The following is a 25,925-nucleotide window of genomic DNA, read 5'->3' as shown; positions in this document are numbered from 1 at the left end:
AAAAAGCGACAGGAACTGCGAGAGCGTCGCCAAAAACCCGACAGGACCTGCGAGAGCGTCCCGGAAAAAGCGACAGGACCTGCGAGAGCGTCCCGGAAAAAGCGACAGGAACTGCGAGAGCGTCCCCAAAAAAAGGCGTCAGCCCACGTGGATGCCCGGGCGGCGTTCGGGGTCGGGCTCGTTCTCGCGGATGATCTCGCGGACCACGGGTGCGGTGTCGCCCCGGCCCAGCAGCAGGTACCTCATGAGGTGCGCCAGCGGATTGCCCTCGGCCCACTCGAAGTATGCGTGCGGCCGGACTCCCGTGGCATCCCGCAGGGCGAGGAGGATGGCGGCAATGGCGTTGGGCGCGGCCGGGCTTTCCGCGCGGAGAACACGGTGCCCGCCCACTTCGACGCCGCGCACCTCGAGGACCTCGCTGAATCCGGAGGGGTCGGTCACTTCGATTTCCAGGAAGATCACATCGTTGGAGCCGGGCACGGGGTTGGTTTTCCGCTGGGCGGCTTCCTTGTCGGAGTATTCTGCCGCGTCCCGGGCCTCGGGCCTGTTGGCAACGAGGTCCAGCTGCCCGTCGTAGTCCAGGGAGTCCTTGATGAACCGGCGCGCAGCGTCGTCGAACTCGATCCGGTCCACGCGCAGCTCGGTGGTCCGGGTGACCCGCGAAACCAGCGACACCACGACGATTCCCAGGATGAATAAGCCGGAGATGGCGATGCCGTCCGGTTTTTTGATCACGTTCTCCACAAGCGCGTAGAGCAGGACCAGGGTCAGAATCGAAAAGCCGACGGCGGCCAGACGGCGTTTGCGGCGCAAGGCCGAGATGCTGACCGCCACGGCCCCGGAGACCATCATGGCCAGGATCCCGGTGGCGTAGGCTCCGGCCTGGGCGTTGACGTCGGCCCGGAAGGCGATGGTGATCAGGACGCTGATGACCGTGTAGACCAGGACCACAGGCCGCACCGCCCGGGTCCAGTCCGGGGCCATGCCGTAGGAGGGCAGGTACCGCGGAACGATGTTGATCAGTCCGGCCATGGCGGAGGCGCCGGCGAACCACAGGATGAGGACGCTGCTGATGTCGTAGACGGAGCCGAAGCCGTTGCCGAGCAGTTCGTGCGCCAGATATGCCAGGGCGCGGCCGTTGGCTTCGCCGCCCTCCTGGAACGCGTCGGCAGGGATCAGCACGGTGGTGACGAAGCTGCTGCCGATCAGGTACACGCTCATGATCAGCGCCGCCATGGTCAGCAGCTTGCGAGTGTTCCGGATCCGGTCCTGCAGCATGTCCTCAGGCGTGGCCCCCGAGGCCGCAACCAGGGGCATCATGCTGACGCCGGTCTCGAAACCGGAGAGCCCCAGGACCAGTAGCGGGAACGCCAGAATGGCGGGCCCGGCGATGTTGCCCAGGCCAGTGCCGCCCGACGTGATTGCAGCGGTCCAGTCGGACAGGGCACCCGGCCGTGTCACGGCGTCGAACAGTCCCACCCCGATGATCACGGCGTTCAGCAGCAGGAAGACCCCCACCAGCGGAATCGCCACCGCCACCGCCTCGGAGAAGCCCAGCAGGAACACCCCGCCGAGGATCAGCAGCATCACCACCGTGATGGACACGGCCTGGCCGTGCAGGAACGGCGGAAGGTAGGGGTTCTCCAGCATGTGCACCGTGGCGTCGGCGGCGGACAGGGTGATGGTGATGATCCAGGACGTCGCCACGAACCCGAGCAGGACCAGCACGAAGATCTTGCCCCGCCAGAACGGCAGCAGGTTCTCCAGCATGGCCACCGAACCCTGGCCGTGCGGGCTTTCGTGCGCCACCCGCCGGTACATCGGCAGCATGCCCAGCAGGGTCAGGGCCACAATCAGCAGTGTCGCCAAGGGAGACAGCGCACCGGCGGCGAGGGCCGCGATGCCGGGAAGGTAGGACAGCGTGGAGAAGTAGTCCACACCCGTCAGGCACATGACCTTCCACCAGGGCTGCTGGTGCGCCCCGGCCTCGGCTGATTCGGGTCCCACCGGCTGGTGCACCTTGTGCTCCAGCAGCCACCTGACCAGCGGGCTGCCAGGCTTGGATGCCGGCTCCGGGTTCGGCACGCTCGCGGGAATCGAATACTGGTCGGCTGCGGTCATGATGTCTTTCTGGAGTTCGGGGCTGCGGTTCAGTTCCGGCGTTACGGCCGACGGCGGGGGCTACTTAGTTGCCTTGATAAGCCGGTAGATCATGTAGCCGGTGACACCACAGCCGAGGATCAGCAGGAGCAGGGGGAAGCTCTCTGTCAGCATGGCCGGACACAGCTTTGCGCGCTTCGGGTGGCCACGGGTTCCTTCGATTCAATTAGAAAGTTTGCTGATGAACCTTGGGAGCGTAGCACCGGCACCTTCCCGGCGCAGGCCTGAACCCGGGATCTTAACGCTTTCTTAACGCCTGCTTCAGGGCGTCCCCCAGCGGCCCCCAGCGGATTCTCCGGTGGTAGCGTGACGCGTATGCACGACGTTCGCGGTTCCAAGGCCCGGCCTGCCGCTTCCGGCGGGGCCAAGCGTGGCCGCCGGTACGGGGGATCGAAGGTTTTCCCCCGCATTCTGGACGTTTTCGCACCCCAGCATCCGGCCCAGGTGATCGTCCTCGGATTCGCGGCGGCGGTGGCGGTGGGGACTCTCCTGCTGATGCTCCCCATGTCCAGGAACGGCACCGAGCCTGCGCCCTTCCTGGATGCCCTGTTCACGTCCACGTCGTCGGTCTGTCTGACCGGGCTCATCACCGTTGACACCCCGGTGTACTGGACCGGATTCGGCAAGGTAGTCATCCTGGCCCTGATCCAGGCGGGCGGGTTCAGCGTGATGTCCTTCGGCACCCTCCTGGGCGTGCTCATGGCCCGCAGGCTGGGCTTTCGTTCGCGCCTCTCAGCGGCCGCCGAAACGAAAACCACCGGCTTCGGCGATGTCCGCCGGGTGCTGCTCGGCGTCCTGGCGATCAGCCTGACAGTGGAGGTCCTGCTCGCCGGGATCCTGGCGGCCCGGTTCGTGACCGGCTACGGCTACGCCCCCGCCCGCGCGCTCTGGCACGGCGTCTTCCACTCCGTGTCCGCGTTCAACAACGCCGGATTCGCCCTATACACGGATAAGCTCATCGGGTTTGCCGGTGACCCTTGGATCTGCCTGCCCATCGCCGCGGCGGTGATCATCGGCGGCCTCGGCTTCCCGGTGCTGTTCGAACTCCGCCGGCAGTACCGCCGGCCCATCCACTGGAGCATGAACACCAAGCTGGTCCTGGTGGGCACGGCCGTCCTTCTGGTCGCCGGCACCGTCTTCGTCACCGCCGTCGAATGGTCCAACCCGGCAACGCTGGGCGGACTCCGGCCCGGCGAGCGCGTCCTGGCCGGGTTCTTCCAGTCGGTCATGACACGCACGGCGGGGTTCAACAGCATCGACATCGGCCAGATGCAGCCGGTGTCCTGGCTAGGGATGGACATCCTGATGCTCATCGGCGGCGGCCCGGCCGGAACCGCCGGCGGCCTGAAAATCACCACGTTCGGCGTGCTGTTCTTCATCCTCTCCACCGAACTGCGGGGCGGAACCACCGTCAATATCTTCGGCAAGCGCCTTTCCCGCGCCGTTCACCGCCAGGCCATCACGCTGGTGCTGCTGGCCATGGCACTGGTGGTGGGCTCCACCGTGTTCCTCATGCTCATCACGGACTTCGGGCAGGAACGGATCCTGTTCGAGGTCATCTCGGCGTTCGCCACCGTGGGGCTCACCACCGGGATCACGGCGGCCATGCCGCCCGCCGGCGAGCTCGTCCTGATCCTGCTGATGTTCGTCGGACGCCTCGGCCCGGTCACCCTCGGCGCCGCGCTGGCGCTGCGCGAACGCCAACCGCTCTACGAGTACCCCAAGGAAAGGCCCCTCATTGGCTAAGAACATCTTCTCCCGCTCCGCCAACAGTGTTGCCCAGGCAGACTCCGTGGTGGTGATCGGCCTGGGCCGCTTCGGCGGTTCACTGGCCCTGGAACTGGAGGCACAGGGCACCGAGGTGCTCGGCATCGACTCCAACGAGGAGACCGTCCAGTCCTACAACGGGCGGCTGACGCACGTGGTCCGAGCAGACTCCACCAGGGAAGAAGTGCTGCGCCAACTCTCCGTCCACGAGTTCGACCGCGCCGTGGTGGGCATCGGCAGCGACATCGAGGCCAGCATCCTGACCACGTCGCGCCTGCTCACCTTCAAGAAGCCACAGATCTGGGCCAAGGCCATCAGCGAGCCCCATGCCGAGATCCTGAACCAGCTCGGCGTTGACCACGTGATCCGGCCGGAGCACGACATGGGCAAGCGCGTGGCCCACCTGGTCCGCGGCTCCCTGCTGGACTACGTCGAGTTCGAGGACGACTTCGTGATGATCCGCACCAGCCCGCCGACCGAGGCACGCGACCGCCCGCTTGGCGTGCTGGGCCTGCGGGACAAGTACGGAATCACCATCGTGGCGGTCAAGCGCCCCGGCGGCATCTGGGGCCACACCACTGCGCAGACCGTCCTCTACGAGGAGGACCAGGTCATTGTCCAGGGCAGCAAGACCCAGGCCGAGCGCTTCAGCAACCTCACCTGACGGACGTCACCCCGCCTCGATGAAGGCGATCTGCCTCAGGCTGGCGGCAGGCTTCGGTTTCGGGGCGGCTGACGGCTTCCGTTTTGCGGCGGCGGCCGGCTTGGGACTCCCGACGGCGGCGGCTGGCTTTCCCATCGGAATCCGCCTGACGCTGAGCTGCTCGAGATCCAGCAGCCGGCGCGCACCGGTCCGGGCATCGATGATCCAGATCAGGTCGATCTCTTCGAGCGTGCTGGCCACTGTCCCCCGGTGTGCCAGGCGTCCGCGGTGCCAGGCCTCGATCTCCTCCCCCGCCGAAAGCTCCGCGCACGAACGCACCTCAAGGTCCTCATCCGTCATCATCACTGGGCTCCTTTCACCGATCCGGTTCTGCATGCCCAGCCTGCACCACGGAGTTTTCTGCAGGGTTTCGGAATGGTGCTCCTTCTGTGTCGGCGCTGTTTCCTGGTGGGGCATCAAACCGCACCACTCTTTTGCAAACCCGACGCAGGTTTCGCGGGCCGGACAATAGCACCGGAAGATCAAATTAAGGATCATTTTCCAAAAACTGCGCTTTTCTTGATCCAATCCTGCGTCGTTCTTAGCTTAAGAACTACTCGCTTCGAAATGTTTATAGCGAGTTCAATTTACGGACCACTAATTTCCCCCTGGACAGAGCAATATGTACCGGAGATCGACGGCTGGTAATTATGCCTAGCGGCCGGACAACGTATCTGCATGCTGACTGGCGGCCTGCGCGGCTTCGGCGTTGCCCATCCGCACATAGATGTTGGCGAGGATGCGCCAGGGCGTGTCCAGCCCGGGATCGAGGGCTGCCGCGTGCTCCAGGTCCGCTATCCCCCCGGCCGTCTGCCCCAGGCCGAACCGGGCCACGCCGCGGTGAACGTAGAGCCCGGTGGAGTGTGGGGCCTCCCGGACCAGGCCGTCCAGCAGATTTTTGGCCGCGCCAAGATCCCCGCTGTAGAGGTATCCGATTGCCAGGGCCGTTCCTGCCTCCTGCGAGCGCGGCGTACGTTCCCGCGCGAGGCTCCCCCATTCGACTGCGTACCGGGCCGCCCGCTGGTCCCCCGCCGTCGCCGGGCCGGCAAACGCCTGGGCGGCGAGCAGTGCGGTGTCGCTGTCCCACGGCCTGAGTTGGTGCGCCTGCTGGAACTCCTGCTCGGCGAGGGCAACGTCGCCTGCCGCGGCAGCCTTGGCGCCAGCGCCCATCGGCCATTCTGCAAGAGTGGCGGGGACGGCAATGGCCAGGGCCGCCGCGGCGAGAACCAGGCCGGCCGCCGTCGAGGCCGCGGGCCGGAACATGCCCGCTGCCATTGCCGTCAGCTTGGCCGGAATCTCGCCGGCCATCGCCCGCGCACCGAAGACAGAGAAGCCTGGTCCATCGCGCCCCACCAGCCCGCCGCACAGGAAGGCCACCAGAGCCGTAGTGCCGATCGACGTAAAGTGCGTCAGCAGCGCCAGACCGTATGCGGCCACGGTCACCACCACCACAGCAAGGTAGCGGCGGTCTGTACCGCACGGGGCTTCCTTCATGCGCCTGGCCACGGCCAGCACGGCAACCGCCCCGAGAACGAGGACCAACAACAGCAACGGAACGCCGCCGGCGGCCAATGCCTGCAGCGGCCAACTGTGGGGCGAATCAGCAGGGAAACTGTCGCCCACTGATCGCGCCCACTCCTCGTTCAGATACGCCGGCAGCGCGTCGACAAAGCCGCTGGGCCCAACACCAAAGACCGGATCGGCGCCGATCAGGCCCAAGGTCCGGTCCCACAGCAGCCAGCGCCCGTCCACGGTTCCTGCCGACAGCAGGCGGTCACGCGCAGCGGGGACCAGCAGGACTCCGATGACCACTCCCGCGGCAGCCAGCACGGCACCGGCCGCGATACTTGGCCGCGACCAGGACCGGCTCCGCATCCACATATAGCTGCCAAACAACGCCGCGATCAGGAGCCCCGCGAGGGCGGCCCGGGAGCCAGAAAGGACCGCCACCCCGGCAGCGGCAAACAGACCTGCCCGCCGCAGCCAAAGCTGCCAGCCCCGCTCAGAGCCAGCACCGGCGGACAGCACTCCGGCGATGACGAAGCCGACCAGGCCCTGGTCAGTGGCGTTCCCCAAGGTTGCGCCCGGCCGGACGTCGGAGGCCCCGCCCAGCGGCCGCAGCCCAGCGCTTTCCAGCACAGCGATGACGAACAGAATCAAGGCGACGGCGGCTAGGGAGAGACTGAGGAGCCTGCGTCTCCGGACGGCCGACTCACCGCCAAGGACTTTCGCGCCCACCGCGAAGACTGCCACATAGACGCCAAGCGTCAGCAATCCCTCATAACGCGGCCAGCGTCCGGCCATGCTGGCCAGCGGCGTATCAGACAAGAGAATAGCGACGCCGATCCATACCACGCACGCGGCCGTCGCCGCCTGCACTGCCAGGGGAATCCGGGCCCGCAGCGGAGACAGCAGGCCTGCGAGGACGGCGATGATCACCAAGAGCAGCTTGATCCAGACGAACCTGAAGAGCCCTCCGGGCTGGAACACCAGGATTGATCCTGTCATCAGGATGATGCAGAGGCCGGGCAGCCGGGTCATCGCTTGCTTCATGCTCGGGTGGCGACCTTTCAGGGAGAGGACTCCAATATAACGGTCGTCTCCTGACCCAGGTCTATTTAAACCGGGCAGGAAGACATGGTTACTAACTCATTTGGACATACAGAGCTGGTTTTGGGAAACACTGCTTTGAATTCCTTTTTGGCGGTTACACTGAAGCGTTCTTTGACAATTAAATGATGCGGCCCAGCCGCTGCATGACCCATGGGGGGTAAAAATGCTCGCTTTGAGCAGGCGATTCCGTTTTCGGATCGCCGTTTTATTATCGGTTCTGTCAGCGCTGGTGCTGCTCGGCATAACGCCTGCCAACGCAGCCGACCTGTCAGATGCATCCATCAGCGGAAAAGTGACGGCACCTGCAGGAGTGGTGCTCACCTCCGTCGGCGTTTCGGTCAGCAGCACCGGCCTGGACTGGTATTCCGGTTACGGACAGGTCGCCGCGGACGGCAGCTATACGGTCAGCGGCCTTCCGGCAGGGTCCTACAAGGTCCAATTCGGTGGTGACTCCGGTGCAATGGGCCAATGGTACTCAGGCGCAACGTCCTTCCAGTCAGCCACACCCGTCACCCTCACGGCCGGCCAAAGCCTGCCCGGCATCAACGCAACCCTCGTCAAGGGCGCCTCCATCAGCGGCCGCGTCACCGTCCCCGCTGGCATCGACCCCAGCTCTGTCGGCGTTTCAGTCAGCAGCACTGGCGCCGACTGGTATTCCGGTTACGGACAGGTTGGCCAGGACGGCAGCTACACGGTCCGCGGCATACCGGCAGGCAGCTACAAAATCCAGTTCTCCGGAAACAACTCGGGCGTCATTACCCAGTGGCATTCGGGAGCGTCGTCCTCCGAGACCGCCACGCCGGTGGCGCTCAGCGCAGGCCAGGATCTTAGCGGAATCAACGCGACGCTCGTCATGGGCGCCTCCATCAGCGGCAAAGTTACGGTTCCTGCCGGTGCGGAGGCTGGCTCCTTGCAGGCCGACGTCACCTCGGCAAGCGGAGGCTACGCGGGATCCTCCCAGATCAACGACGACGGCACGTACAAGGTCAACGGCCTGCCGGCAGGCAGCTACAAGGTCCGGTTCTCGGGGTACAACAGCGGCACTTTGCAGCAGTGGTACGCCGGCGCCTCCTCCGAAGCCGCAGCCACGCCCGTGACCCTCGTCGCGGGCCAGGACCGTACCGGGATCGACGCGGCCCTGGTCATGGGCGCGTCCGTCAGCGGAACAGTCACCGCCCCAGCAGGCGTGAACCTGGGCTCCATTCAGGCCACGGTCTACCAGGCCGGCGGAACGAACCCCAACTACGTGGCTTCCTCATCGGTCAACGACGACGGCACGTACAAGGTGGCCGGTCTCCCGTCAGGCAGCTATAAAGTCCAGTTCGCCGGCTACAACACCGCCACGCTGCAGCAGTGGTATTCCGGCGCCTCATCGTTTGAAACCGCAACGCCCATCAGCCTGACAGCGGGGCAGGACCATCCCGGCGTCAATGCCGCCCTGGTCAAGGGCGCGTCAATTTCCGGCAAGGTCACGGCCCCTGTCGGCGTGAACCTGTCCGCGGTGCAGGCCTATCTCTATACGTCAGACAGCTACTCCTACGCGGGATCCGTGCAGGTCACGGCCGACGGCACCTACAACTTCGCCGGCCTTGCGGCCGGATCCTACAAAGTCCAGTTCAGCCCAGGAACCTCGGGGGCACTCGATCAGTGGTACGGCGGCCTGTCGTACACCGAGGCCACGCCCGTCCCCGTCACGGCGAGCCAGGAGCTGACTCTCAGTGACACGCCGCTCATCAGGGGCGCATCCATCAGCGGCAAGGTCACAGCTCCTGCCGGCGTCGATCTGGCCCGAGTAGAAGCCTCCGTCTACAACGCTGACAACTTCAGGGCGTATCCGATCAGTGCCCAGGTGCAGGCCGACGGCACGTATAAGGTCGCCGGCCTCCGCGCCGGAAACTACAAAGTCCAATTTTCGGGCTATGACTCTGGGGCGCTGAACCAGTGGTACGCGAACGGCACCACCATTGATACGGCCACGGCACTGCCCGTCACGGCTGGCCAGGATCTCACCGGCATCAACGCGACCCTGATCAAGGGCGCGTCGATCAGCGGCAAGCTCACGGCTCCCGCCGGCGTTGATCTGGCGATGGTCAACGTGTCCGCCACCGCAGAGGGAAGCACCTACGGCAGCTACGGGCGCGTAAACGCAGACGGTACTTACGCCGTCAAGGGACTTCTCGCGGGAACCTACAAAGTCAACTTCTCAAACTACAACTCCGGGGCCCTGGACGAGTGGTACAACAACGTCCAGACCCAGGCGGAGGCCACGCCAATCACGCTCACAGCGGGCCAGGACCGCACGGCAATAGACGCCACTCTTGCCAAGGGCGCCACCATTAGCGGCAAGGTCACGCTGCCGGCAGCCGAATACTCCTCGAACACCTCCGTCACTGCCTTCAAGGCCAGCGACAACACCATGGCCGGCTCTACCTACTCGAATTTCGACGGCACGTACTCAATCCGCGGGCTGAGGCCGGGCAGCTACAAAATCCAGTTCAGCTCCTACGGCTCCGGAACGCTGCCGCAGTGGTACAACAAGGCGTCCAGCATGGACACGGCAACCCCGGTGACAGTGACCGAAGGCCAGACCCTGACGGTGGCCGACACCACTCTGGTCAAGGGTGGCGTCATCAGCGGCAAGATCACCGCTCCAACGGGAACGAACCTCACCGCGTCACAGGTACATGCCACCAAGACCGGCGTCATCGACGGATCCTCCAGCCCCGGCTGGGTGAATCCTGACGGCACATACTCCGTCATCGGACTGGAACCCGGCACCTACAAACTGCATTTTTCCGGCGGCCAAAGCGGTGCTGAAGACCTTTGGTACGGGGGCACCAGCGCCGCAACGGCGAAGGCCCTGACCGTTGCTGCCGAGCAGACCATGCCCGGCGTCGACATGACAGTGACTACCGGCGCGTCCATCAAGGGCAAGGTCACCGGCACCGGCACGAATGGCTACCCGCTGTCCGTGCTCGACTCTGCAGGCAAGACCGTCAAAAACGGCTTCACGGACGCCACCGGCAACTACAGCGTGGTCGGCCTCGCGGCGGGTTCCTACAAGGTGGCCTTCAACCGCTCCAGCGGGTATTCGCAGGAAGAAGCGCAGTTCTACCAGAACAAGCCCGAGTCCGCCGGCGTTTCACAGGCACAAGCCATCCCGGTGACCACGGGCCAGGCCGTGCAGAACATCGATGCCGCACTGACAGCAGGCGGGTCCGTCACGGGAACCGTCCTGGACAAGGCCGGGCAGCCAGTGGTCAACGCGTTCGTCCAGGCCTACACGCCGGACGGCTCGCTGGTCACCCGGGACGGCAGCACCACGGCAGCCGGAAAGTACAGCATCAGCGGTCTCACGACGGGCAAGTACGTTATCCGCGTGCATGGCGGCCTGGCTGCCGGTGACCTCTATTCCGGCAACGCGACCACCGAAGCCACAGCCACTCCCGTCGCCGTTGTCAGCGGCAGCGCCACCACGCACGACCTTTCCTTCGCGGCCGCGAACCTGCCCCTTACTTCCCCGGCGCCTACCATCACGGGTACAGCCAAGGCCGGGTCCACGCTGACGGCAGTCCCGGGCACGTGGGGACCGTCACCGGTCGCGCTGACCTATCAGTGGAAAGCGAACGGGACTGCCAGCGGGCTCGCCATCGCCGGCGCCACCGCCAGCACCTACAAGCTGACGACGGCGGACGTAGGCAAGACCATCACGGTCACCGTAACGGGGACCAAGACCGGGTACACCACGGCGGCCAAGACCTCGGTGGCAACAGGGACTGTCATGGCCCTCAACCCGGTCCTGACCGCACCGGTCCCGAAGGTCACCGGCACGGCCAAGGTGGGCTCCACACTGACCGCAACCCCGGGCACCTGGGGTCCAGCACCGGTCACGCTGAAGTACCAGTGGAAGGCAAACGGCGTCGCCATCACGGGCGCCACCGCAAGCACCTACAAGCTAGCGGCCACGGACCTGGGCAAGACCGTGACTGTTAGCGTCACGGGGGCCAAGGCCGGCTACACGACCGCGGTCAAAACGAGCACGGCAACAGCCAAGGTGGCCCTCGGCACTCTGGCCGCGCCCACGCCCGGAGTTTCCGGCACCGCCAAGGTTGGGTACACCCTGACGGCAACGGGCGTCTGGGGTCCGGCACCGGTCACGCTGAAGTACCAGTGGAAGGCGAACGGCATCGCCATCACCGGCGCCACCGCAAGCACCTACAAGCCGGCCGCTGCAGTGATAGGCAAGGCGCTGACCGTCACGGTCACCGGGAGCAAGGCCGGCTACACCTCCCTGGCCAAGACCTCGGCGATCACTGCAAAGGTGGCCGCCGGCACCCTGACCGCACCCGTACCGGTCATCACCGGAACGGCCAAGGTCGGGTCCACCCTCACCGCAACAGGCACCTGGGGTCCGGCACCAGTCACCTTGAAGTACCAGTGGAAGGCCAACGGCATCGCCATCACCGGCGCCACCGCCAGCACCTACAAACCGGCAACCACCGTGTTGGGCAAGACCCTGACCGTCACCGTCACCGGCTCCAAGGCCGGCTACACCACGGCGGCCAAGACCTCGGCGGTTACGGCCAAGGTGGCGGCCGGAACCCTCACCGCGCCGGTGCCCGCCATCACGGGCACCGCCAAGGTCGGGTCCATCCTGACGGCGGCGCCCGGCACCTGGGGTCCGGCGCCGGTCACGTTGACGTACCAGTGGAAGGCGAACGGGGTCGCCATCACCGGCGCCACCGGCAGCACCTACAAACCGATACCGGCCGTCAGCGGCAAGACCTTGACCGTCACGGTCACCGGTGCCAAGACCGGCTACACGACGGCGGCCAAAACCTCCGCGGCCACGGCCGCGGTGAGCTAGGCAAACCGCCCACTCGGGGCACAAACAAAGGCCACGGCCGTTGCAGCACCTGAACACACCAGGCGTTGCGGCGGCCGTGGCCGCTTTAACAGAGAATCCGGCCAGGGCGTGGAACCGCCTTCGCCAGGAAAGCTGGCGCCCCGCGCAGGATCTTTCTGGGTAGTCCGCCCGTAAAATATAGACGTGGCCTACGCGCCAGTAGGGTCGCACTGGCCACTCGAGAAGGAGGTCATGATGGGTTTGGGAGACAAGATCCACAATGCCGCCGAGAAACTCCACGGCAGAAGCAAGGAAGCAGCCGGACGCACTACCGGTAACGAACGGCTTAGGGCTGAAGGCCGAGGGCAGCATCTCCGCGCCGACCTCAAGCAGGCGGGCGAAAAGATCAAGGACGCCTTCAGGCGGCACTAGGTCCCAGCTTGAGACGTGAGGCCCCATTCAGCCGATCCTGGACGGGGTCTCATTGTGTGCGGGGACGGCGCACCTCGCCACAGGCGCGCCTCGCCACGGCGTTCCCACCAACAAAAAGTGCACCGAATCACAATTCCACCCATCCGCCCCCCAACATCGCTCCGAACTGCATGTGTCCCTGTCAGGGGAGAACCACCACCACTTGCACGAGGAGAATGCTTTCCGATGAACAAGACACTTCGCTTCATGGCAGTTCCCACCCTTGCCCTGGGCGCACTCGCCCTCTCCGGCGCTCCCGCCATGGCCCATGAAGCCCCGGCTCAAACCGGCACCACGCACTCCTACCAGGCCACGCTCGGCCAGCTCAACGGCAGCTCCGCCTCAGGCACCGTCACCATCGACGTCACCGGCAACCAGGCCCACGCCGTGCTGAACGTCTCCGGCCTCGCCCCCACCTTCATGGACGCACCGTTCCCGCACGTCCAGCACATCCATGTCGGCGCCGCGGGCCAGTGCCCCGGCCCGGCCGCGGATGCCAATGGCGACGGCGTCATCTCCACCACCGAAGGCGCACCCTCCTACGGCAAGATCGGCACCACACTCTCCACCAAGGGCGACACCAGCCCGGCCGCAGGCCTGGACCTCAAGGTCGCCGGCCAGGGCGGCAGCTACACCATTGACCGCACCTTCGACCTCAACGCCGAAACCAAGGCTGCGCTGGATTCCGGCACCGCCGTGGTGGTAGTCCACGGCCTGGACCCCGCCACGCTGAGCGCGGCCGGCCAGGCAGCCAAGAGCGACCTCGTCCCGTCCCTGCCGCTCGCCGCGACCTCGCCGGCACTGTGCGGAACGCTGGCCATGGGCCAGATGATCATGCCGGTCGGCGGCGCTGACACAGGCGTCGCGCAGCAGCCCGCCGGTACAGCAGCCGGTACCGACGCCGGGACCCTCGCCCTGGGCGGCGGCCTCGTCCTCGCCGCCGCTGCCGGCGGCACCTACGTGATCCGTCGCCGCAAGGCCGCACAGGCAGCCTAAGCCAGGACTGACCACTCCGGCATCGACACGGGCATGAGTGCCGGCTGCTGCGGAGCCCGACGCATCCGCAGCAACCGGAGCTCTGCCCGTGCCGCCGGCTCCTACAGGTTCCTGCAGGTTCCCGTGCAGGACACATTGCGAAGGACAAGGCGCCACCATGAGCAAGGCAAACAGAAACCGTAATCACCTGCTGGGATCCCTGGCGGTGGCGTCCCTGCTGCTGTCGGGATGCGCGGCAGCGGCCGGAGCGCCCGGATCAGCATCCACTGCATCGGCCTCGGATTCCCCGGCAACGCAGCACTCCGTCGACCATTCCGCAGCAGCGGCGTCCTCCGCCACCCCCGCCACCGAGTCCCAGGACAGCCCGTCCGGGGCCGCCAGGATGGTCTGCGGGCCGGAGACCCAGGACAACGTCTCCGAGATTTTGCAGCTGAAGGCCGCACCGCACAGCGTCTCCACTTGGGCCGACAAGACCTTTACCTGCACCTACCACCTCGCCGAGGGGCCCTTGGTGATCTCCGTCAAGGAATCAGCAGACCCAGCCTCGGCGCGGAAGTACTTCGACGCCCTGGCAGGCAAGATCGGCGGAACAGAGCCGATCAAGGGTCTCGCCAATCTGGGTTTCCCCGCCTACCAGACGGACGACGGATCGGTCGTCTTCCTCAAGGACAACAACACCCTGTACGTCAACGCCACAAAGCTGCCGGCCGCCGTCGGCCCCCACGGCGCAACCCCCACCGCGTTCGCCTACCAGGTGTCCACCACCATCCTGGCGTGCTGGAAGGAACACCACTAAGCCATGGCACCCCCATCGACGCGGCCACACCGAGGCATCCCGCGCAGAGGCGCCCTCCCGTCCGCCGCGGTCTCCCTCCTGGTCCTTTGCGGACTGGCCCTGGGCGGCTGCGGGGCAGCCGGTCAAGCGGCCGCCCCTTCGGCAACCGGCGGACCGCAGACCGGAGCCGCAGCGTCGGGTGCCGCATCGCCGTCGGCCGTTCCGTCCACAAAGGCACCGCAGATTAAGAGCCCGACGGCGGCAGCCGCCAAGGCGGCCAAGATCCCCTCCCCTGCCCGGCCGGCTCCGGCACCCGTGGCACTGAGTGTTCCGGCCATCGGCGTGCAGTCGCCGCTCGTGAAGCTGGCGCTCCGGCCCAACAAGTCGCTGGAGGTGCCGCCGGACGGCCCTGGCGCACCCGCCGGCTGGTACAGCGGCTCCCCCGCGCCGGGCGACACCGGTCCGGCCGTGTTCCTGGGCCACGTCAACTCGACAAGCGGCGGCCCCGGGGTCTTCGCGAACCTCCGCAGCCTGAAACCCGGCGACGAGATCGCGGTGCAGCGGGCCGACCACAGCACCGTGGCCTTCACGGTTGCAAAGGCTGCCGCCTACAGCAAGAACAGCTTCCCCACGCTTCAGGTGTACGGCAACACCAAGGGGCCCGAGGTGCGGCTCATCACCTGCGACGGGTACGACCCCGCAACCGGCCTGTTCAACGACAACTACGTGGTGTACGCCCAGCTCAAGGCCAAGTAGGCCGGCCAAACCACCCCGCTGCGCAGTTCCAATCGCTCAGACGGTCCCGACGGGCAACTCCGACGCACGCGAATACTGCGACCAGCCGCCAACGAACAGCTTGCCCCGGCCCATGCCGAGGTACTCCAGCACCAGCAGGTTGTGGCAGGCTGTCACCCCGGAGCCGCAGTAGTTGACCGTGTCATGAGCAGAGCTAATCCCGGCCCGGCTGAAGTTCTCCAGCAGCTGGGACCGCGGGACCAGCTTTCCCGAGGGCCCCAGGTTCTCCCTGCACGGCACGTTTACCGCACCGGGAATGTGCCCGGGACGGGGATCGACGGGGTCCTGCATCCCAAGGTAGCGGTCACGGTTCCGGGCGTCGATGACTGTGGCTGCGGCTGACGCTTCCGTGATGTCGGCCAGCAGTCCGGTCGGCCAGGGACGGGCGGTGAAGTCTCCGGGCACGGCTGCCGGAATCGCCGTCTCCAGCGCGCCGGCATAGGACGTCATGCCGCCGTCCAGGACAGCGGCATCGTGTCCGGTGACCCGCAGCATCCAGACCAGACGGGCCGCAATGACGCCGCCGGCATCGTCGTAGGCCACCACCACATCCGAGCCGTTGATACCGCTCTGACGCATGCCTTCGGCGAAAACCTCCGGATCCGGCAGCGGATTGCGCCCGGATTCCTTCGTCGCCGGCGCGGAAAGCCAGCGGTCGAGGTCGACGAACACGGCGCCGGGGAGGTGGCCGCGGTTGTAGGCGTCCCGCCCGGACGATCCGTCCAGGTACCAGCGCGTGTCCGCGACGACCACCCGCCGTCCCTGGCCTGCGCACCATTCGAGGTCCACGAAGGGCTGAATATTGCTTGCTTCCGACATGGGCTCCAGCGTAATCCTCCGTCTCGGAGTTCGAGATGGCCATATCAACATGCGGACTCTGCGCGCCTGACGCATTTGCTGCCCGCGACGTCGAGGGGCCACGGCGGTCCCTGCCCGTCCGGCCGGACGGGCGGGGCCCGCAAATAGCCAACGGACAGAGCGGAACCGGCGTACGCTGGTGGATATATGAGTGCCCCAGCCAAGCCGTGTGACCATGCGTGAACTAAGTAAAATTTCGGTTCTGGGAGTCTCCCTCCTGCTCGCCTTGGCGTCGTGCGCCCCGCCGCCGTCGCCCGCGCCCGGCAAGCAGGCGAGCCGGGCCGCCGGCACCCACGTTGCCGCTCCCGCCCACATCACCACCGCCGCACCGGCGGCGATGGCACCCCAGGCGCTTGCACCGGCTGCGCTGACCCCGGCGCAGCAGCTTGCCAGGCTGACCCTGGCGCAGCGTGTGGGCCAGCTGTTCATGATTGCTTCTGCGGCCACCGGCGCCGACATTAACACCATGTCCGATATCACCAAGTACCACGTGGGCAGTGTGTACCTGGCGGGGCGCAGCCGCGCTGGCACCGGTGCCACGGCCGCCGTCGTCCGCCGGATGACCGCAACCGTATCGACGGCCACCACCGGGGGCATCCGGCTCGCTGTGGCGACCGACCAGGAAGGCGGCTTCGTCCAGGTCCTCGGCGGCCCGGGCTTCTCAGTGATTCCGACGGCGGTGGCCCAGGGCAGGCAGGCGCCGGCAGTGCTGCAGGCCAATGCGCGCGTCTGGGGGAACCAACTGCGCGCCGCCGGGCTTAACCTGAATCTGGCGCCAGTACTGGATACCGTCCCGAGCGCGCAGTTCGCTCCGCACAACGCGCCCATCGGCTTCTTCGGCCGCGAATACGGGTTCACGCCGCAGACAGTCTCCAGCCGCGGCGGAGCCTTTGCTGCGGGCATGCGCCAGGCCGGCGTCGCACCTGTGGTCAAGCATTTCCCGGGGCTTGGCCGCGTCACCCTCAACACCGACACCACCCGCAACGTCCACGACACCGTCACCACGCGCACCGATCCCTACCTGCTGCCGTTCCGGACGGCCATCCAGGCGGGCGCCCGCTGGGTGATGGTGTCCAGCGCCTACTACAACCGCATCGACGCCGCCCACATCGCCCCCCTGTCCCCGGTGATCATGCGCACCATGCTGCGGGGGGACCTGCACTTCACCGGGGTCATCCTGTCCGATGACCTGTGCAATGCCGCGCAGTTGGCTCCGTGGGCCAAGGGCGCCCGGGCCACCGGTTTCATCCACGCCGGTGGAACCATGCTGCTGTGCGCAAACCCGCGGGACATTCCGGTCATGACCTCCGCGGTGCTGCAGCTCGCGCAGCACAACCCCGCCTTCGCGGCCGAGGTCAACGCCGCCGCCCTGAAAGTGCTGACGGTGAAGGCCGGGCACTAGCGGCGGACCCCCAAGAGGCCGGTGACGCGCTGGGCACCGAGCCGCCAGATTCGCATGTCATAGACGCACCTATGGCCCCGGACGCCGTCTTACGAAATTGACGCCCAAGACATCCTCGGCCTGGCCCCTCAGCGGACTCTTTGCTGGTTTCGGGCCTCGGAAACGATGCGGGCCAGCTCCTTGGAAAGAACGGAACTGGCAGTCTCTGAACTTGGCCAGTGACCGATCTGTAACCGACGTTCCAGGGTACGGGCGCAGTCTTCCATCTGCAGGGCGCCGACCATTGCGGACGTAACTTTGAGGCTCACCACGGCATCCAACGTTTTTTCCAGGTCCTCGGCCGCGACACCGGCAACGATGTTGGCCGAGCGTGCCGGCAACAAATCCAAGTACTCGCTAAAGAATCTGTCCGCCACGCACTGTCCGGCCTGCTCGGCGAGTATGCGTAGAGCAACGGTGTCGAGGACGGGCGGCCGTTGTCCTGCCCTTGTCCCCGCCGCCTGCTGACCTGTCCTCATTTGGGACTACGGGTCAGGCGCTGCCCAAGAACTGCCTTGGGACGGCTGCGCTGTTGCGAGATGTTCACACTCATTCCGATCCGTCATAGGCACCACGACGCCGCTGTACGGCGCACTGTTAAGTGTTCTCCAGAAGGCTCAAAGTCTATGCAGCCTATCCCCAAGATCGGCTCAGCTTTCCCCAAGTTACGGCCGGACCCGCACTGGCGCCTGCCCCCCGGGGCGCTTCGGGCTTCCTCTTGGTAGGGTTTCGTCAAGGGCAATACTGGGGCGGCCCAAGGAGAATTTTGATGGCGGGTAGCCGGACGGCTGTTGTGGTTGAAGACGATGCGGACGTCGGCGGTCTTATTCATGCAATCCTGGGAGCCGGCGGCGTTACCGCCCGACTCGCAGAAACAGGCACCGCAGGTGTTGACGCCGTACGCATGCACTCCCCCGATATCGTAATCCTGGACTTCGGGTTACCGGACATCACAGGCCTGGAAGTCATCCGCCGAATCAGGAGCTTCAGCGACGTCTACATCCTCATGCTCACGGGCCATGAAGAAATGATGGACGCCGTGATCTCGGCAGGAGCCAACGCCGTCATGTCTAAGCCGTTCCGCCCACGTGCATTGCGAGCCCAAGTCGACGAGGCGCTCGGGCTGCAACTCCCTCGACCTTAGGCGCGCGTGTTCGCGGCCCCTCAGCGGACTCTCCGCTCAGCGGACCAGGCCGGAAACGAGGTTGATGGTGGTGGCCAGCACGATGGCTCCCAGCAGATATGAGAGCAGGGCGTGGCGCAGCACAGTGCCGCGGATGGCGTCGGTTTTCAGGTCGGTGTCGGAGACCTGGAAACACATGCCGACGGTGAAGGACAGGTAGGCGAAGTCCAGGTAGCGCGGCGGCCTGTCCTCGTTGAAGTCCACGCCGGCCTTGTCCCGGTAATGAATCGAGGCGTAGCGCAGGGCAAAGAGCGTATGCACCAGGAACCAGGACATCGTCACGCTTCCCAGCGCCAGGGCGATGATCGCTGCCTTCCCTCCGCCTTCAGTGGTGGAGGCGTCCAGCAGGATGAGGGCCACACCGCCGAAGCTGGCTATGGTTGCCGCGAGCACCAGCGCATCCGAAGCGGCCCTGCCGGGATCGTCGCGCCGGGCGTGCGCGGCCGTGGCTCCCGCGTCCAGTCCCCCGATGATGGTCCAGACCCAGATGAGGTAGGTGGCACACGCGGCCGCCCAGCCCATCGCAGGCGCGTACGACCACGATTTCAGGAGCCCCACGGCAACGGCCGCGCCGATACCCACCACGGCCATCACCAGAAGGCGAAGCCGGGAGTGATGGGCCGGCCTGTCGTATTCCGTGGCCTGGTGCCCTGCCCTGTCCGTTGCGCTCATGGTCTGATCATTCCAGTTCCGCGGCCGGAAGCCGGGCGGCGGCCTGGCCGTGGCCGCTTAGATGTTGGCGGTTGAGGGCGTCCAGCTCGTCATCCGTGAGGTCGTCGAAGGACCGGGCTTCGTGGCGGTCACTGCGGGCGAAGCGGACGAACATCAGGATGATCAGCGGCAGGTCGACTATTTCGGCGAGGAACCACAGCAGGTCTCCGGCCATCTGCTGGTCCCGGAGAGGACCCGGCTGCCAGCTGCGGTGTCCGGCCGCGATCCGCCCGGCCCCGTCCAGGATCCCCGGGCTCAGCCGCATCAGGATTCCGGGCACGGCATCGGCAAGGAGCTCGATAAAGACGTAGATGAACTCGACAACGATCAGCGCATTGACGGCCTTGGTTGATCCGTCCTCGATGATCGGCACCGCCATCAGCATCCCGAGCAGGGGCACGAATACGGTCAGGACCACGTCCCATACCGGGCTGGTCCGCAGCGGATAGAAAAGCGGTGTGAGGAACAGGCTGAACATGCCCAGCCCCAGCAGCGCAGCAACCACGGTGTTGCTCAGGGAGCGCACCACGCCGTGGTTCAGGATCTTCTCCAGCCGCGAAGCGCCGGCAGCGCCCAGGGAGTTCCGGGCCAGGGTTAGCGGCTTTCCCGCTGCCACGAGCAACGGGACGATGAAGAGGTAAGAGGTGACCTTCAGCGTGAAGACCCACCGGAGATCGTGGCTGTAGACGCCCGTGAAGCCGAAGCTGAGCACGGCGAAGCTGCCCAGGCCCAGCACGTAGAACGTCGCCGTCCGCCACCACGGCCAGGTGATGCCGCGGCTCCCTGCGGCCCGGACGCCGCGCGCGTAGAACGCAGCGGCCAGTAGCAGCAGCACAAGGGCCGGCCAGTTAGGCGTCCATGAAGTCCAGACGACTTCCCACGGTGGCATGGTCAGTTCCTTCGTGCGACTTCTTCAGCCGGCAATCCGTCCGCGGCGTCCCCGCGGACGTCTGCGTCAGCGCCGGCGTCGGCGTCGGCGTCGGCCTCATTGGCGTCCTCCTGGACGTCGGCTTTCCTGCTCCGGCGGTGCTTGAGGTATTCGATGCCCCAGGGCACCACGGAGACCAGGACCATGACGACGGCGATGACGTCGATGTTCTTGGCCACGATATCGAAGTGTCCCAGCCAGGTGCCCAGCAGCGTCACGGACGTGGCCCACGCGAGGGCGCCCACGATGTTCCACAGCGAGAAGGACTTGTAGCCGTAGCGGGCGATCCCCGCGCTCAGCGGCGCATAGGTCCGCACGATCGGAACGAAGCGGGCCAGCACAATGGCCGGTCCGCCGTGGCGGCGGAAGAAGTCCTCGGTCTTGTCCAGATGGGAGGTCTTCAGGATTTTCGCATCGTCCTTGAACCACCGGCGGCCCAATTTCCGTCCGAGCATGTAGCCCACCTGGTCCCCGGCCACCGCCGCCGCCGTGATGACGCCGATCAGCACCGGCAGCGCCAGGTTCAGCTGCTGGTGAAGCAGTCCCGCCGTGAAGAGCAGGGAGTCACCGGGCAGGAACGGGAAAAGGACACCGGATTCGATGAACACCATGACTGCGATGACCGAGAGGGTGGGCGGCCCCAGATCCTGCAGCAGGGCCGCCGGGTCCAGCAGGGACGGGATCCCGGCGGACCACGCCACGGCCGGGGCCAGCGCAAGGGCATGAAGAGTATGCATGGAACCACTCTCGCCCGCGGTCTCAAAGAAAACCCTAAGAAAACGGACGCCGGCCCGCCGTCGTGGACGGCGGGCCAGCGTTTCCGGTGGTGCGCGGCCTACTCGGCCAGTTTTGCCACCGCCTGGGCCCACAGGAAGAACTTGTTGGTGCCCAGGTCTTTGATGGTCTTGATGCCGAGGGCCTCCTGGAGCTTTTGGGCGTCGGACTCGGACAGGCCCTGGAGTGCACCGACGGGTGCCTTGGCCAGTTCCTCGATGCTCTTGCTTTCGTATTCAGAATCGAACTTACTGCTGAGGCCAGCCACTGTGAAGCTCCTTTGCTCAAGTGAAGCCCGGACGCATGCCGGGCAGGCGGTCCGCCCAAGGAACAGCAAAGCACGAGTCGGCGCCGGCGTCGAGACACCGGAGTTAAACGGGAAACGGCCGCCGCGTCAGCAGACGCGGCGGCCGTCTCCAAGTCCCAAGACTGTCCTGAGCGGGGGCGTCAGTTCCAGCCCGAGCCGGCAGCAGACCGCCCCAGGAAGCCGCCCGCGCCGTTGCCCTTGTACAGCCAGAGTGCGCCGGCGGAATCCACCGCGAGGACGTCGTTCCTGGCGTCGCCGTTGAAGTCGCCGCGGGCGGTGATGGCCGTCATCGCGTTCCAGCCGATGCCGGCCTTCAGCCTTCCGGAGAAGCCGCCGCGGCCGTTGCCCGTGTACAGCCAGAGCGCACCGGCGGTGTCGCGGGCCAGCACGTCGGCCCTCCGGTCGCCGTTCATGTCACCGGGACCCACGACGGCGGTCATCGAGTTCCAGCCGGAGCCCACCTTGACGCGTGCGAGCCAGCCGCCTCGCCCGTTGCCTGGGTACAGCCAGAGCACGCCGGCTGTGTCGCGGGCCAGGACGTCCGATTTCGCATCACCGTTAATGTCGCCCGGACCGATGATGCTACTAAAGGCATTCCAGCCGGAACCCACCTTCACCCGTGCGAGGAAGCCTCCACGCCCGTTGCCCGGGAAGAGCCACAGCGCTCCGGAACTGTCGCGGGCCAGGACATCGGCCCTGCCGTCACCGTTGAAATCGCCGGGAGCGACAATGGCCGTCATGCCGTTCCAGCCCGTGCCGGACTTCACCCGTGCCAGCCAGCCGCCGCTGCCGTTGCCGGGGTAGAGCCACAGCGCCCCAGAGTTGTCCCGGGCCAGCACGTCGGACTTCCGGTCGCCGTTCAGATCGCCGGCGGCCACCACGGCGTTGATGTGCAGAACCGCGCCGGCGGCGTCCACGAGGCCGGCCCCGCAGCCTGACGGGCAGCCGCCGGTAACTGGACGTGCTGTCCGCTTCAGGCGGGCCTCGACCGCGGCGGGCGTTGCGGTCGGCCCCATCTGCGCCATCAGCAGCGCGGCCACGCCGGCAACGTGCGGGGCGGCCGCGGACGTGCCCTCGGCAAAGTAGTAGGACGAGTCCGTCTGGGCGGTGGTCGCGCCGTCGTTGCGGATGGACAGGATGCCGCCCGAAACGCTGTCGTCCGGGTTCCCGCCGGGAGCCGGTGTCATGTCGCCGCCGGGGGCGGTGACGTCCACGTTGGGGCCGAAGTTTGAGTACGGGGCAAACGAACCGCTGGGACCACTGGCTGCAACAGTGATGACGTTCTGGCAATTCGCGGGCTCCGAGGTCGCGGCGGACACGCTCTCATTCCCGGCAGCAACCACCACAGCGGCACCCCGGCCGGTGGCGGTGTTAATGGCATCCTGCCAGGTCTGCGAACATGCTTCTGTGCCGCCAAGGCTGAGGTTGATGACGCGCGCCGGGGTGGGATTCAGGGGCGCATCAGCCACGGGAGCTCCCGACGCCCAGATCACGGCGTCCGTGATGTCCGAGGTGAAGCCGCCACAGGGTCCCATGGCCCTGACCGGCAGGATTTTGGCCTTTGGAGCCACGCCGGCAATGCCGTCAGCATTTCCGGTGACGGCACCAATGATGCCGGCCACGAAGGTGCCGTGCCAGGACGACTCGGTGGCAGCCGCATCGGCCGCGCAGAATCCGGGGTCGGTCCAGTCCCCTTCGTCCGTGGGGTCGGAGTCGCGGCCGTTGCCGTCGCGGGCTTCATCCGGGTCGGTGATCATGTCGTAGCCCTGCAGCACATTGGCGTTGACGTCGTCGTGGCGGGTGATGCCGGTGTCCACCACGGCCACCACCTGGCCCGCGCCCTGGGTAACGTCCCAGGCCCGGGTCACCTTGATGCCGCCCGTTTGCTGGGACAGGTTCCACTGGAACGGAAAGTAGGGGTCGTTCGGGTCGGCGACCTTGGGGTGCATCAGGACGTCGGGCTCTGCATAGGCCACGGCGGGATCGGCACGCAGTGACGCGAGAAGCTTTGCCGAATCGCCGGCGCCCAGTTTCTTGGCGGTCCGCAGCACGCGGGCGCCGCCGGACGTGGCGCGGAGGTCCTTCACGGTGGAGCCGAGTTTGACGGCGGCCCGCCCGTAGGTCTTTGCCCGCTCCGCGGGTACGGTAGCCGCCCCGGCCTTGAACTTCACAATGAACTGGTTGGTCGCCGCTGCTGCACCGGAGGAGGGCCGCGCAATCGAGGCTGCGGGCGGCACTGCCGGCAGCGGCGCCGGCGCATCGTCTGCCGATGCCGGCGGGCCGATCAGCGCACCGGCGGCCAGCACCGCAACGCCGGCCGAGGCCAAGAGGGAGGAGAAATACGATCGGCGCGCGTGAGACATCGAGACCATTCCTGTTCGGCGCGTCAACCACAACTGGTCGGGCGCGGAAGTTAGGATGCGACCCCCTAGCCGCATCCAAAATGAGTGTAGCTGTTGGGTAGGACTTTTTGTTGGGCCAGCCGAAACCTGGCTGTCGGAAGAGAGCGACTTCCCTGAACCCCGTTGTTAAGGCTGCGGTTACCGGGGGTCCAGTCCCGCGTCTTCCCCCGGAGGCGGGAATGCCCCACACTGTGTGCAAGAGTCTTTTCCCCACTGGCCAAAGGCAGGTCATCCATGGTCCCTCTTATCTCCCTCGCGGCTCTCGTCGGGCCTCAGGAACACAAGCCCGACGCCCGTATTCCCCGGCCACTTGACGCCAGCGACTTGCCGGAGCTGAAAGACCTTTATCTGCGCGCCTACGACCCGGAAAAGGAGCATTCAGATGGCTTCCATTCCGTCGACAGGATCGGCACAATCTTCGACGGCGCGCACGGCACCCCCATCCCCGAAGCCTCGCTCCTGACGGTTGGCCCGGACGGCCGCATCACGGGGGCCATCATCATCACAGACCGGCACGTCGGAAGCTCGGGCCCGGGAACGGCTTTTATCGCCGAACTCTTCACCCACCCGGATCACCGCAGGCAGGGCGTCGCCGAAGACCTCCTGCGCCATGCCATGCACGTCCTGCACACCTTGGGACACAACATCCTCGCGGTCAGCGTCCACAGCGGTAACGCCGCTGCCATGGCCCTGTATCTTTCCCGGGACTTCCGCCGCCTGAACCACCGGACCGGGAACGACTGAACCGTTTCTGCGGCGTCACCCGGCGGTGGCTGCTCCGAGTGTGACGTCGGCGGCCTGAGTCTGGCCTCCGCGCAGGAACGTGATCTTGACGGTGGTTCCGGCAGCCTGTTCCCGTGCGGCCGCCGTCAGCTCAGAGGCGTCAGTCACGGTCCGTCCGGCCAGTTCTGTGATCACATCGCCGGCCTTCAGCCCGGCTTTGTCCGCCGCGGATCCCGCGGTTACGGACGCCACTTCGGCCCCGGTCGTAAAGTCCGACGAGGTTCCGGAGGCCTTGTCCTGCACCGAAAGGCCCAGCTGGCCGTGTGTCGCTGCGCCTGAGGCGATGATCTCCTGGGCCACGCGCTTGGCGGTGTTGATCGGGATCGAGAAACCGACGCCAATGTTGCCGGACTGGGAGGATGAGGAGGACGATCCGGCCGAGGCGATGGCCACGTTGACGCCGATGATCTCACCCTGTGTGTTGGTCAATGCGCCGCCGGAATTTCCGGGGTTGATGGCCGCGTCAGTTTGGATGACGTTGATGCTGATGGACCCCTGCCCCGACGTGGAGGAGTCGGTCTGCGAGGTGGCGGAGGAGTCCGTTTCGATGGTGCGGTTCACCGCCGAGACAATGCCGTCCGTCACGGTGCCGCTGAGTCCGAGGGGCGCTCCGATGGCTATGGCGGCGTCGCCGACCTTGACCGCGCCCGAGTCCCCCAGCGTCGCCGGGACCAGGCCCTGGGCGGTGATTTGAATGACGGCCAGATCCGAGAGCGGGTCCGTGCCCACAATTTTCGCCGTGTAGACCTTCCCGTCGCTGGTGCGGACTTCGATGGCTGCGTTCGCGGCCTGCCCGTCCAGGGTGACCACATGCGTGTTGGTCAGGATGTGGCCGTCCGTATCCAGAATGATGCCCGAGCCGGTGCCGCCGGAGCTGCCGGAACTTGCGCTGATGGTCACCACACTGGGCGTCGCCTTCTGAGCGGCAGCGGTCACCGCGTTGACGCTGGAAGTGTTGTTGACGATCACCGGCGTGTACTGGGCCTGCGCCGTGGCTGACCCCTGGGTTGGCGGGTTCAACAGAGCGGTAGTCCCGACGGCGGTACCTCCGCCCAGCAGACCTGCGGCCACCAGACAGGTGACGAAGACCGCAGGACCCACCCTTTTCCGGTCCCTCGGGCGGGTTGCCGTCATGCCTGCTGTGGTGGGGCCGGCCGCCGTGGTCCCGGCCGCCCAGGCGGGGACTGCGCTGGCAGTGGCTGCGCTGGCAGCCGCTGGGTTTGCCCCGGCGCCCTCGCCGGCGCCGCGCTCCATGTAGTCACCCTGCATGTAGTCAACCTGTGTGTAGTCATCCTGCATTGGACGTTCATACTCGTTCATCGGTCATCCTGACTTCTCGAAGGCTATGACCTCATACTCGACGCCGGTCCTATCGGCCGTCTGTCCGGCTCCTGTGACGAAGCTGTGAGCAA

Annotated in this window: 21 protein-coding genes; 10 read left to right on the top strand and 11 right to left on the bottom strand. The window is 66.4% G+C overall.

The window, feature by feature from the left end; translation table 11 throughout:
- Positions 1–138: 138 nt before the first annotated feature.
- The gene (locus AC1D14_RS10070) at positions 139–2,121 is read right to left on the bottom strand and encodes an APC family permease (protein WP_230118953.1); all 1,983 of its coding nucleotides are present in this window, start codon (positions 2,119–2,121) and stop codon (positions 139–141) included.
- Positions 2,122–2,475: 354 nt separating this feature from the next.
- On the opposite strand from AC1D14_RS10070, the gene AC1D14_RS10065 reads away from it, so the two are divergent.
- Both AC1D14_RS10065 and AC1D14_RS10060 read left to right on the top strand, forming a co-directional pair.
- On the top strand, positions 2,476–3,906 hold the full coding sequence (locus AC1D14_RS10065; RefSeq protein ID WP_476968422.1) for a TrkH family potassium uptake protein: 1,431 nt from the start codon (positions 2,476–2,478) through the stop codon (positions 3,904–3,906).
- On the top strand, positions 3,899–4,591 hold the full coding sequence (locus AC1D14_RS10060) for a potassium channel family protein (protein WP_230118951.1): 693 nt from the start codon (positions 3,899–3,901) through the stop codon (positions 4,589–4,591). Before AC1D14_RS10065 ends, AC1D14_RS10060 begins: the two co-directional genes overlap by 8 nt.
- 6 nt (positions 4,592–4,597) lie before the next feature.
- Here AC1D14_RS10060 and AC1D14_RS10055 read toward each other — a convergent pair whose 3' ends face one another.
- Positions 4,598–4,933: a hypothetical protein gene (locus tag AC1D14_RS10055; protein ID WP_230118950.1), complete on the bottom strand. Its 336-nt coding sequence runs from the start codon at positions 4,931–4,933 to the stop codon at positions 4,598–4,600.
- Between the two features lie 351 nt (positions 4,934–5,284).
- Positions 5,285–7,171 carry an O-antigen ligase family protein gene (locus AC1D14_RS10050; protein WP_476968421.1) on the bottom strand — a complete coding sequence of 629 codons (1,887 nt, stop codon included), beginning with the start codon at positions 7,169–7,171 and terminating at the stop codon, positions 5,285–5,287.
- Positions 7,172–7,415: 244 nt separating this feature from the next.
- Between AC1D14_RS10050 and AC1D14_RS10045 the strand changes: the two genes are divergently transcribed.
- The 5 genes from AC1D14_RS10045 to AC1D14_RS10025 all read left to right on the top strand — a co-directional run bounded on the left by AC1D14_RS10045 (position 7,416) and on the right by AC1D14_RS10025 (position 15,087).
- Positions 7,416–12,110, top strand: coding sequence for a beta strand repeat-containing protein (locus tag AC1D14_RS10045; RefSeq protein ID WP_476968420.1), 4,695 nt, complete (start codon positions 7,416–7,418; stop codon positions 12,108–12,110).
- A gap of 234 nt (positions 12,111–12,344) precedes the next feature.
- Positions 12,345–12,521, top strand: coding sequence for a CsbD family protein (locus AC1D14_RS10040; protein ID WP_230118974.1), 177 nt, complete (start codon positions 12,345–12,347; stop codon positions 12,519–12,521).
- Between the two features lie 225 nt (positions 12,522–12,746).
- Positions 12,747–13,556, top strand: coding sequence for a hypothetical protein (locus tag AC1D14_RS10035; protein ID WP_476968419.1), 810 nt, complete (start codon positions 12,747–12,749; stop codon positions 13,554–13,556).
- 157 nt (positions 13,557–13,713) lie between these two features.
- Positions 13,714–14,352 carry a hypothetical protein gene (locus tag AC1D14_RS10030; protein WP_230118946.1) on the top strand — a complete coding sequence of 213 codons (639 nt, stop codon included), beginning with the start codon at positions 13,714–13,716 and terminating at the stop codon, positions 14,350–14,352.
- Between the two features lie 3 nt (positions 14,353–14,355).
- Positions 14,356–15,087 carry a sortase domain-containing protein gene (locus AC1D14_RS10025; RefSeq protein WP_476968418.1) on the top strand — a complete coding sequence of 244 codons (732 nt, stop codon included), beginning with the start codon at positions 14,356–14,358 and terminating at the stop codon, positions 15,085–15,087.
- Positions 15,088–15,123: 36 nt separating this feature from the next.
- Here AC1D14_RS10025 and AC1D14_RS10020 read toward each other — a convergent pair whose 3' ends face one another.
- Entirely contained in the window at positions 15,124–15,945 is an 822-nt protein-coding gene (locus tag AC1D14_RS10020) for a sulfurtransferase (protein ID WP_476968417.1), read from the bottom strand.
- Positions 15,946–16,159: 214 nt separating this feature from the next.
- On the opposite strand from AC1D14_RS10020, the gene AC1D14_RS10015 reads away from it, so the two are divergent.
- Positions 16,160–17,386 carry a glycoside hydrolase family 3 N-terminal domain-containing protein gene (locus AC1D14_RS10015; protein ID WP_476968416.1) on the top strand — a complete coding sequence of 409 codons (1,227 nt, stop codon included), beginning with the start codon at positions 16,160–16,162 and terminating at the stop codon, positions 17,384–17,386.
- A gap of 128 nt (positions 17,387–17,514) precedes the next feature.
- Here the strand turns inward: AC1D14_RS10015 and AC1D14_RS10010 are convergent, their stop codons facing one another.
- Positions 17,515–17,904: an Hpt domain-containing protein gene (locus AC1D14_RS10010; protein WP_476968415.1), complete on the bottom strand. Its 390-nt coding sequence runs from the start codon at positions 17,902–17,904 to the stop codon at positions 17,515–17,517.
- A 290-nt stretch (positions 17,905–18,194) separates the two neighbouring features.
- Here AC1D14_RS10010 and AC1D14_RS10005 point away from each other — a divergent pair, with 290 nt between their 5' ends.
- On the top strand, positions 18,195–18,569 hold the full coding sequence (locus AC1D14_RS10005) for a response regulator transcription factor (protein WP_230118941.1): 375 nt from the start codon (positions 18,195–18,197) through the stop codon (positions 18,567–18,569).
- A gap of 36 nt (positions 18,570–18,605) precedes the next feature.
- On the opposite strand, the gene AC1D14_RS10000 is transcribed toward AC1D14_RS10005, so the two are convergent.
- The 5 genes from AC1D14_RS10000 to AC1D14_RS09980 all read right to left on the bottom strand — a co-directional run bounded on the left by AC1D14_RS10000 (position 18,606) and on the right by AC1D14_RS09980 (position 23,691).
- A complete protein-coding gene (locus AC1D14_RS10000; RefSeq protein WP_476968414.1) occupies positions 18,606–19,280 on the bottom strand; it encodes a DUF1345 domain-containing protein in 675 nt (224 codons plus the stop codon).
- Between the two features lie 7 nt (positions 19,281–19,287).
- A complete protein-coding gene (locus tag AC1D14_RS09995; protein WP_476968413.1) occupies positions 19,288–20,208 on the bottom strand; it encodes a cytochrome c oxidase assembly protein in 921 nt (306 codons plus the stop codon).
- 2 nt (positions 20,209–20,210) lie between these two features.
- The gene (locus AC1D14_RS09990) at positions 20,211–20,984 is read right to left on the bottom strand and encodes a DedA family protein (RefSeq protein ID WP_476968412.1); all 774 of its coding nucleotides are present in this window, start codon (positions 20,982–20,984) and stop codon (positions 20,211–20,213) included.
- Positions 20,985–21,082: 98 nt separating this feature from the next.
- Positions 21,083–21,289 carry a hypothetical protein gene (locus tag AC1D14_RS09985; protein WP_230118937.1) on the bottom strand — a complete coding sequence of 69 codons (207 nt, stop codon included), beginning with the start codon at positions 21,287–21,289 and terminating at the stop codon, positions 21,083–21,085.
- Between the two features lie 179 nt (positions 21,290–21,468).
- Positions 21,469–23,691, bottom strand: coding sequence for a S8 family serine peptidase (locus AC1D14_RS09980; protein WP_476968411.1), 2,223 nt, complete (start codon positions 23,689–23,691; stop codon positions 21,469–21,471).
- A 273-nt stretch (positions 23,692–23,964) separates the two neighbouring features.
- Between AC1D14_RS09980 and AC1D14_RS09975 the strand changes: the two genes are divergently transcribed.
- Positions 23,965–24,474, top strand: a complete 510-nt coding sequence (locus AC1D14_RS09975; RefSeq protein WP_230118935.1) for a GNAT family N-acetyltransferase — start codon at positions 23,965–23,967, stop codon at positions 24,472–24,474.
- A gap of 15 nt (positions 24,475–24,489) precedes the next feature.
- Here the strand turns inward: AC1D14_RS09975 and AC1D14_RS09970 are convergent, their stop codons facing one another.
- A complete protein-coding gene (locus tag AC1D14_RS09970) occupies positions 24,490–25,833 on the bottom strand; it encodes a S1C family serine protease (protein WP_476968410.1) in 1,344 nt (447 codons plus the stop codon).
- Positions 25,834–25,925 lie beyond the last annotated feature (92 nt).

The organism is Arthrobacter sp. P1_B11, assembly GCF_056406715.1.
Note: the sequence above shows the minus strand (reverse complement) of the source record. Positions and strands in the feature narration are given on the sequence as shown.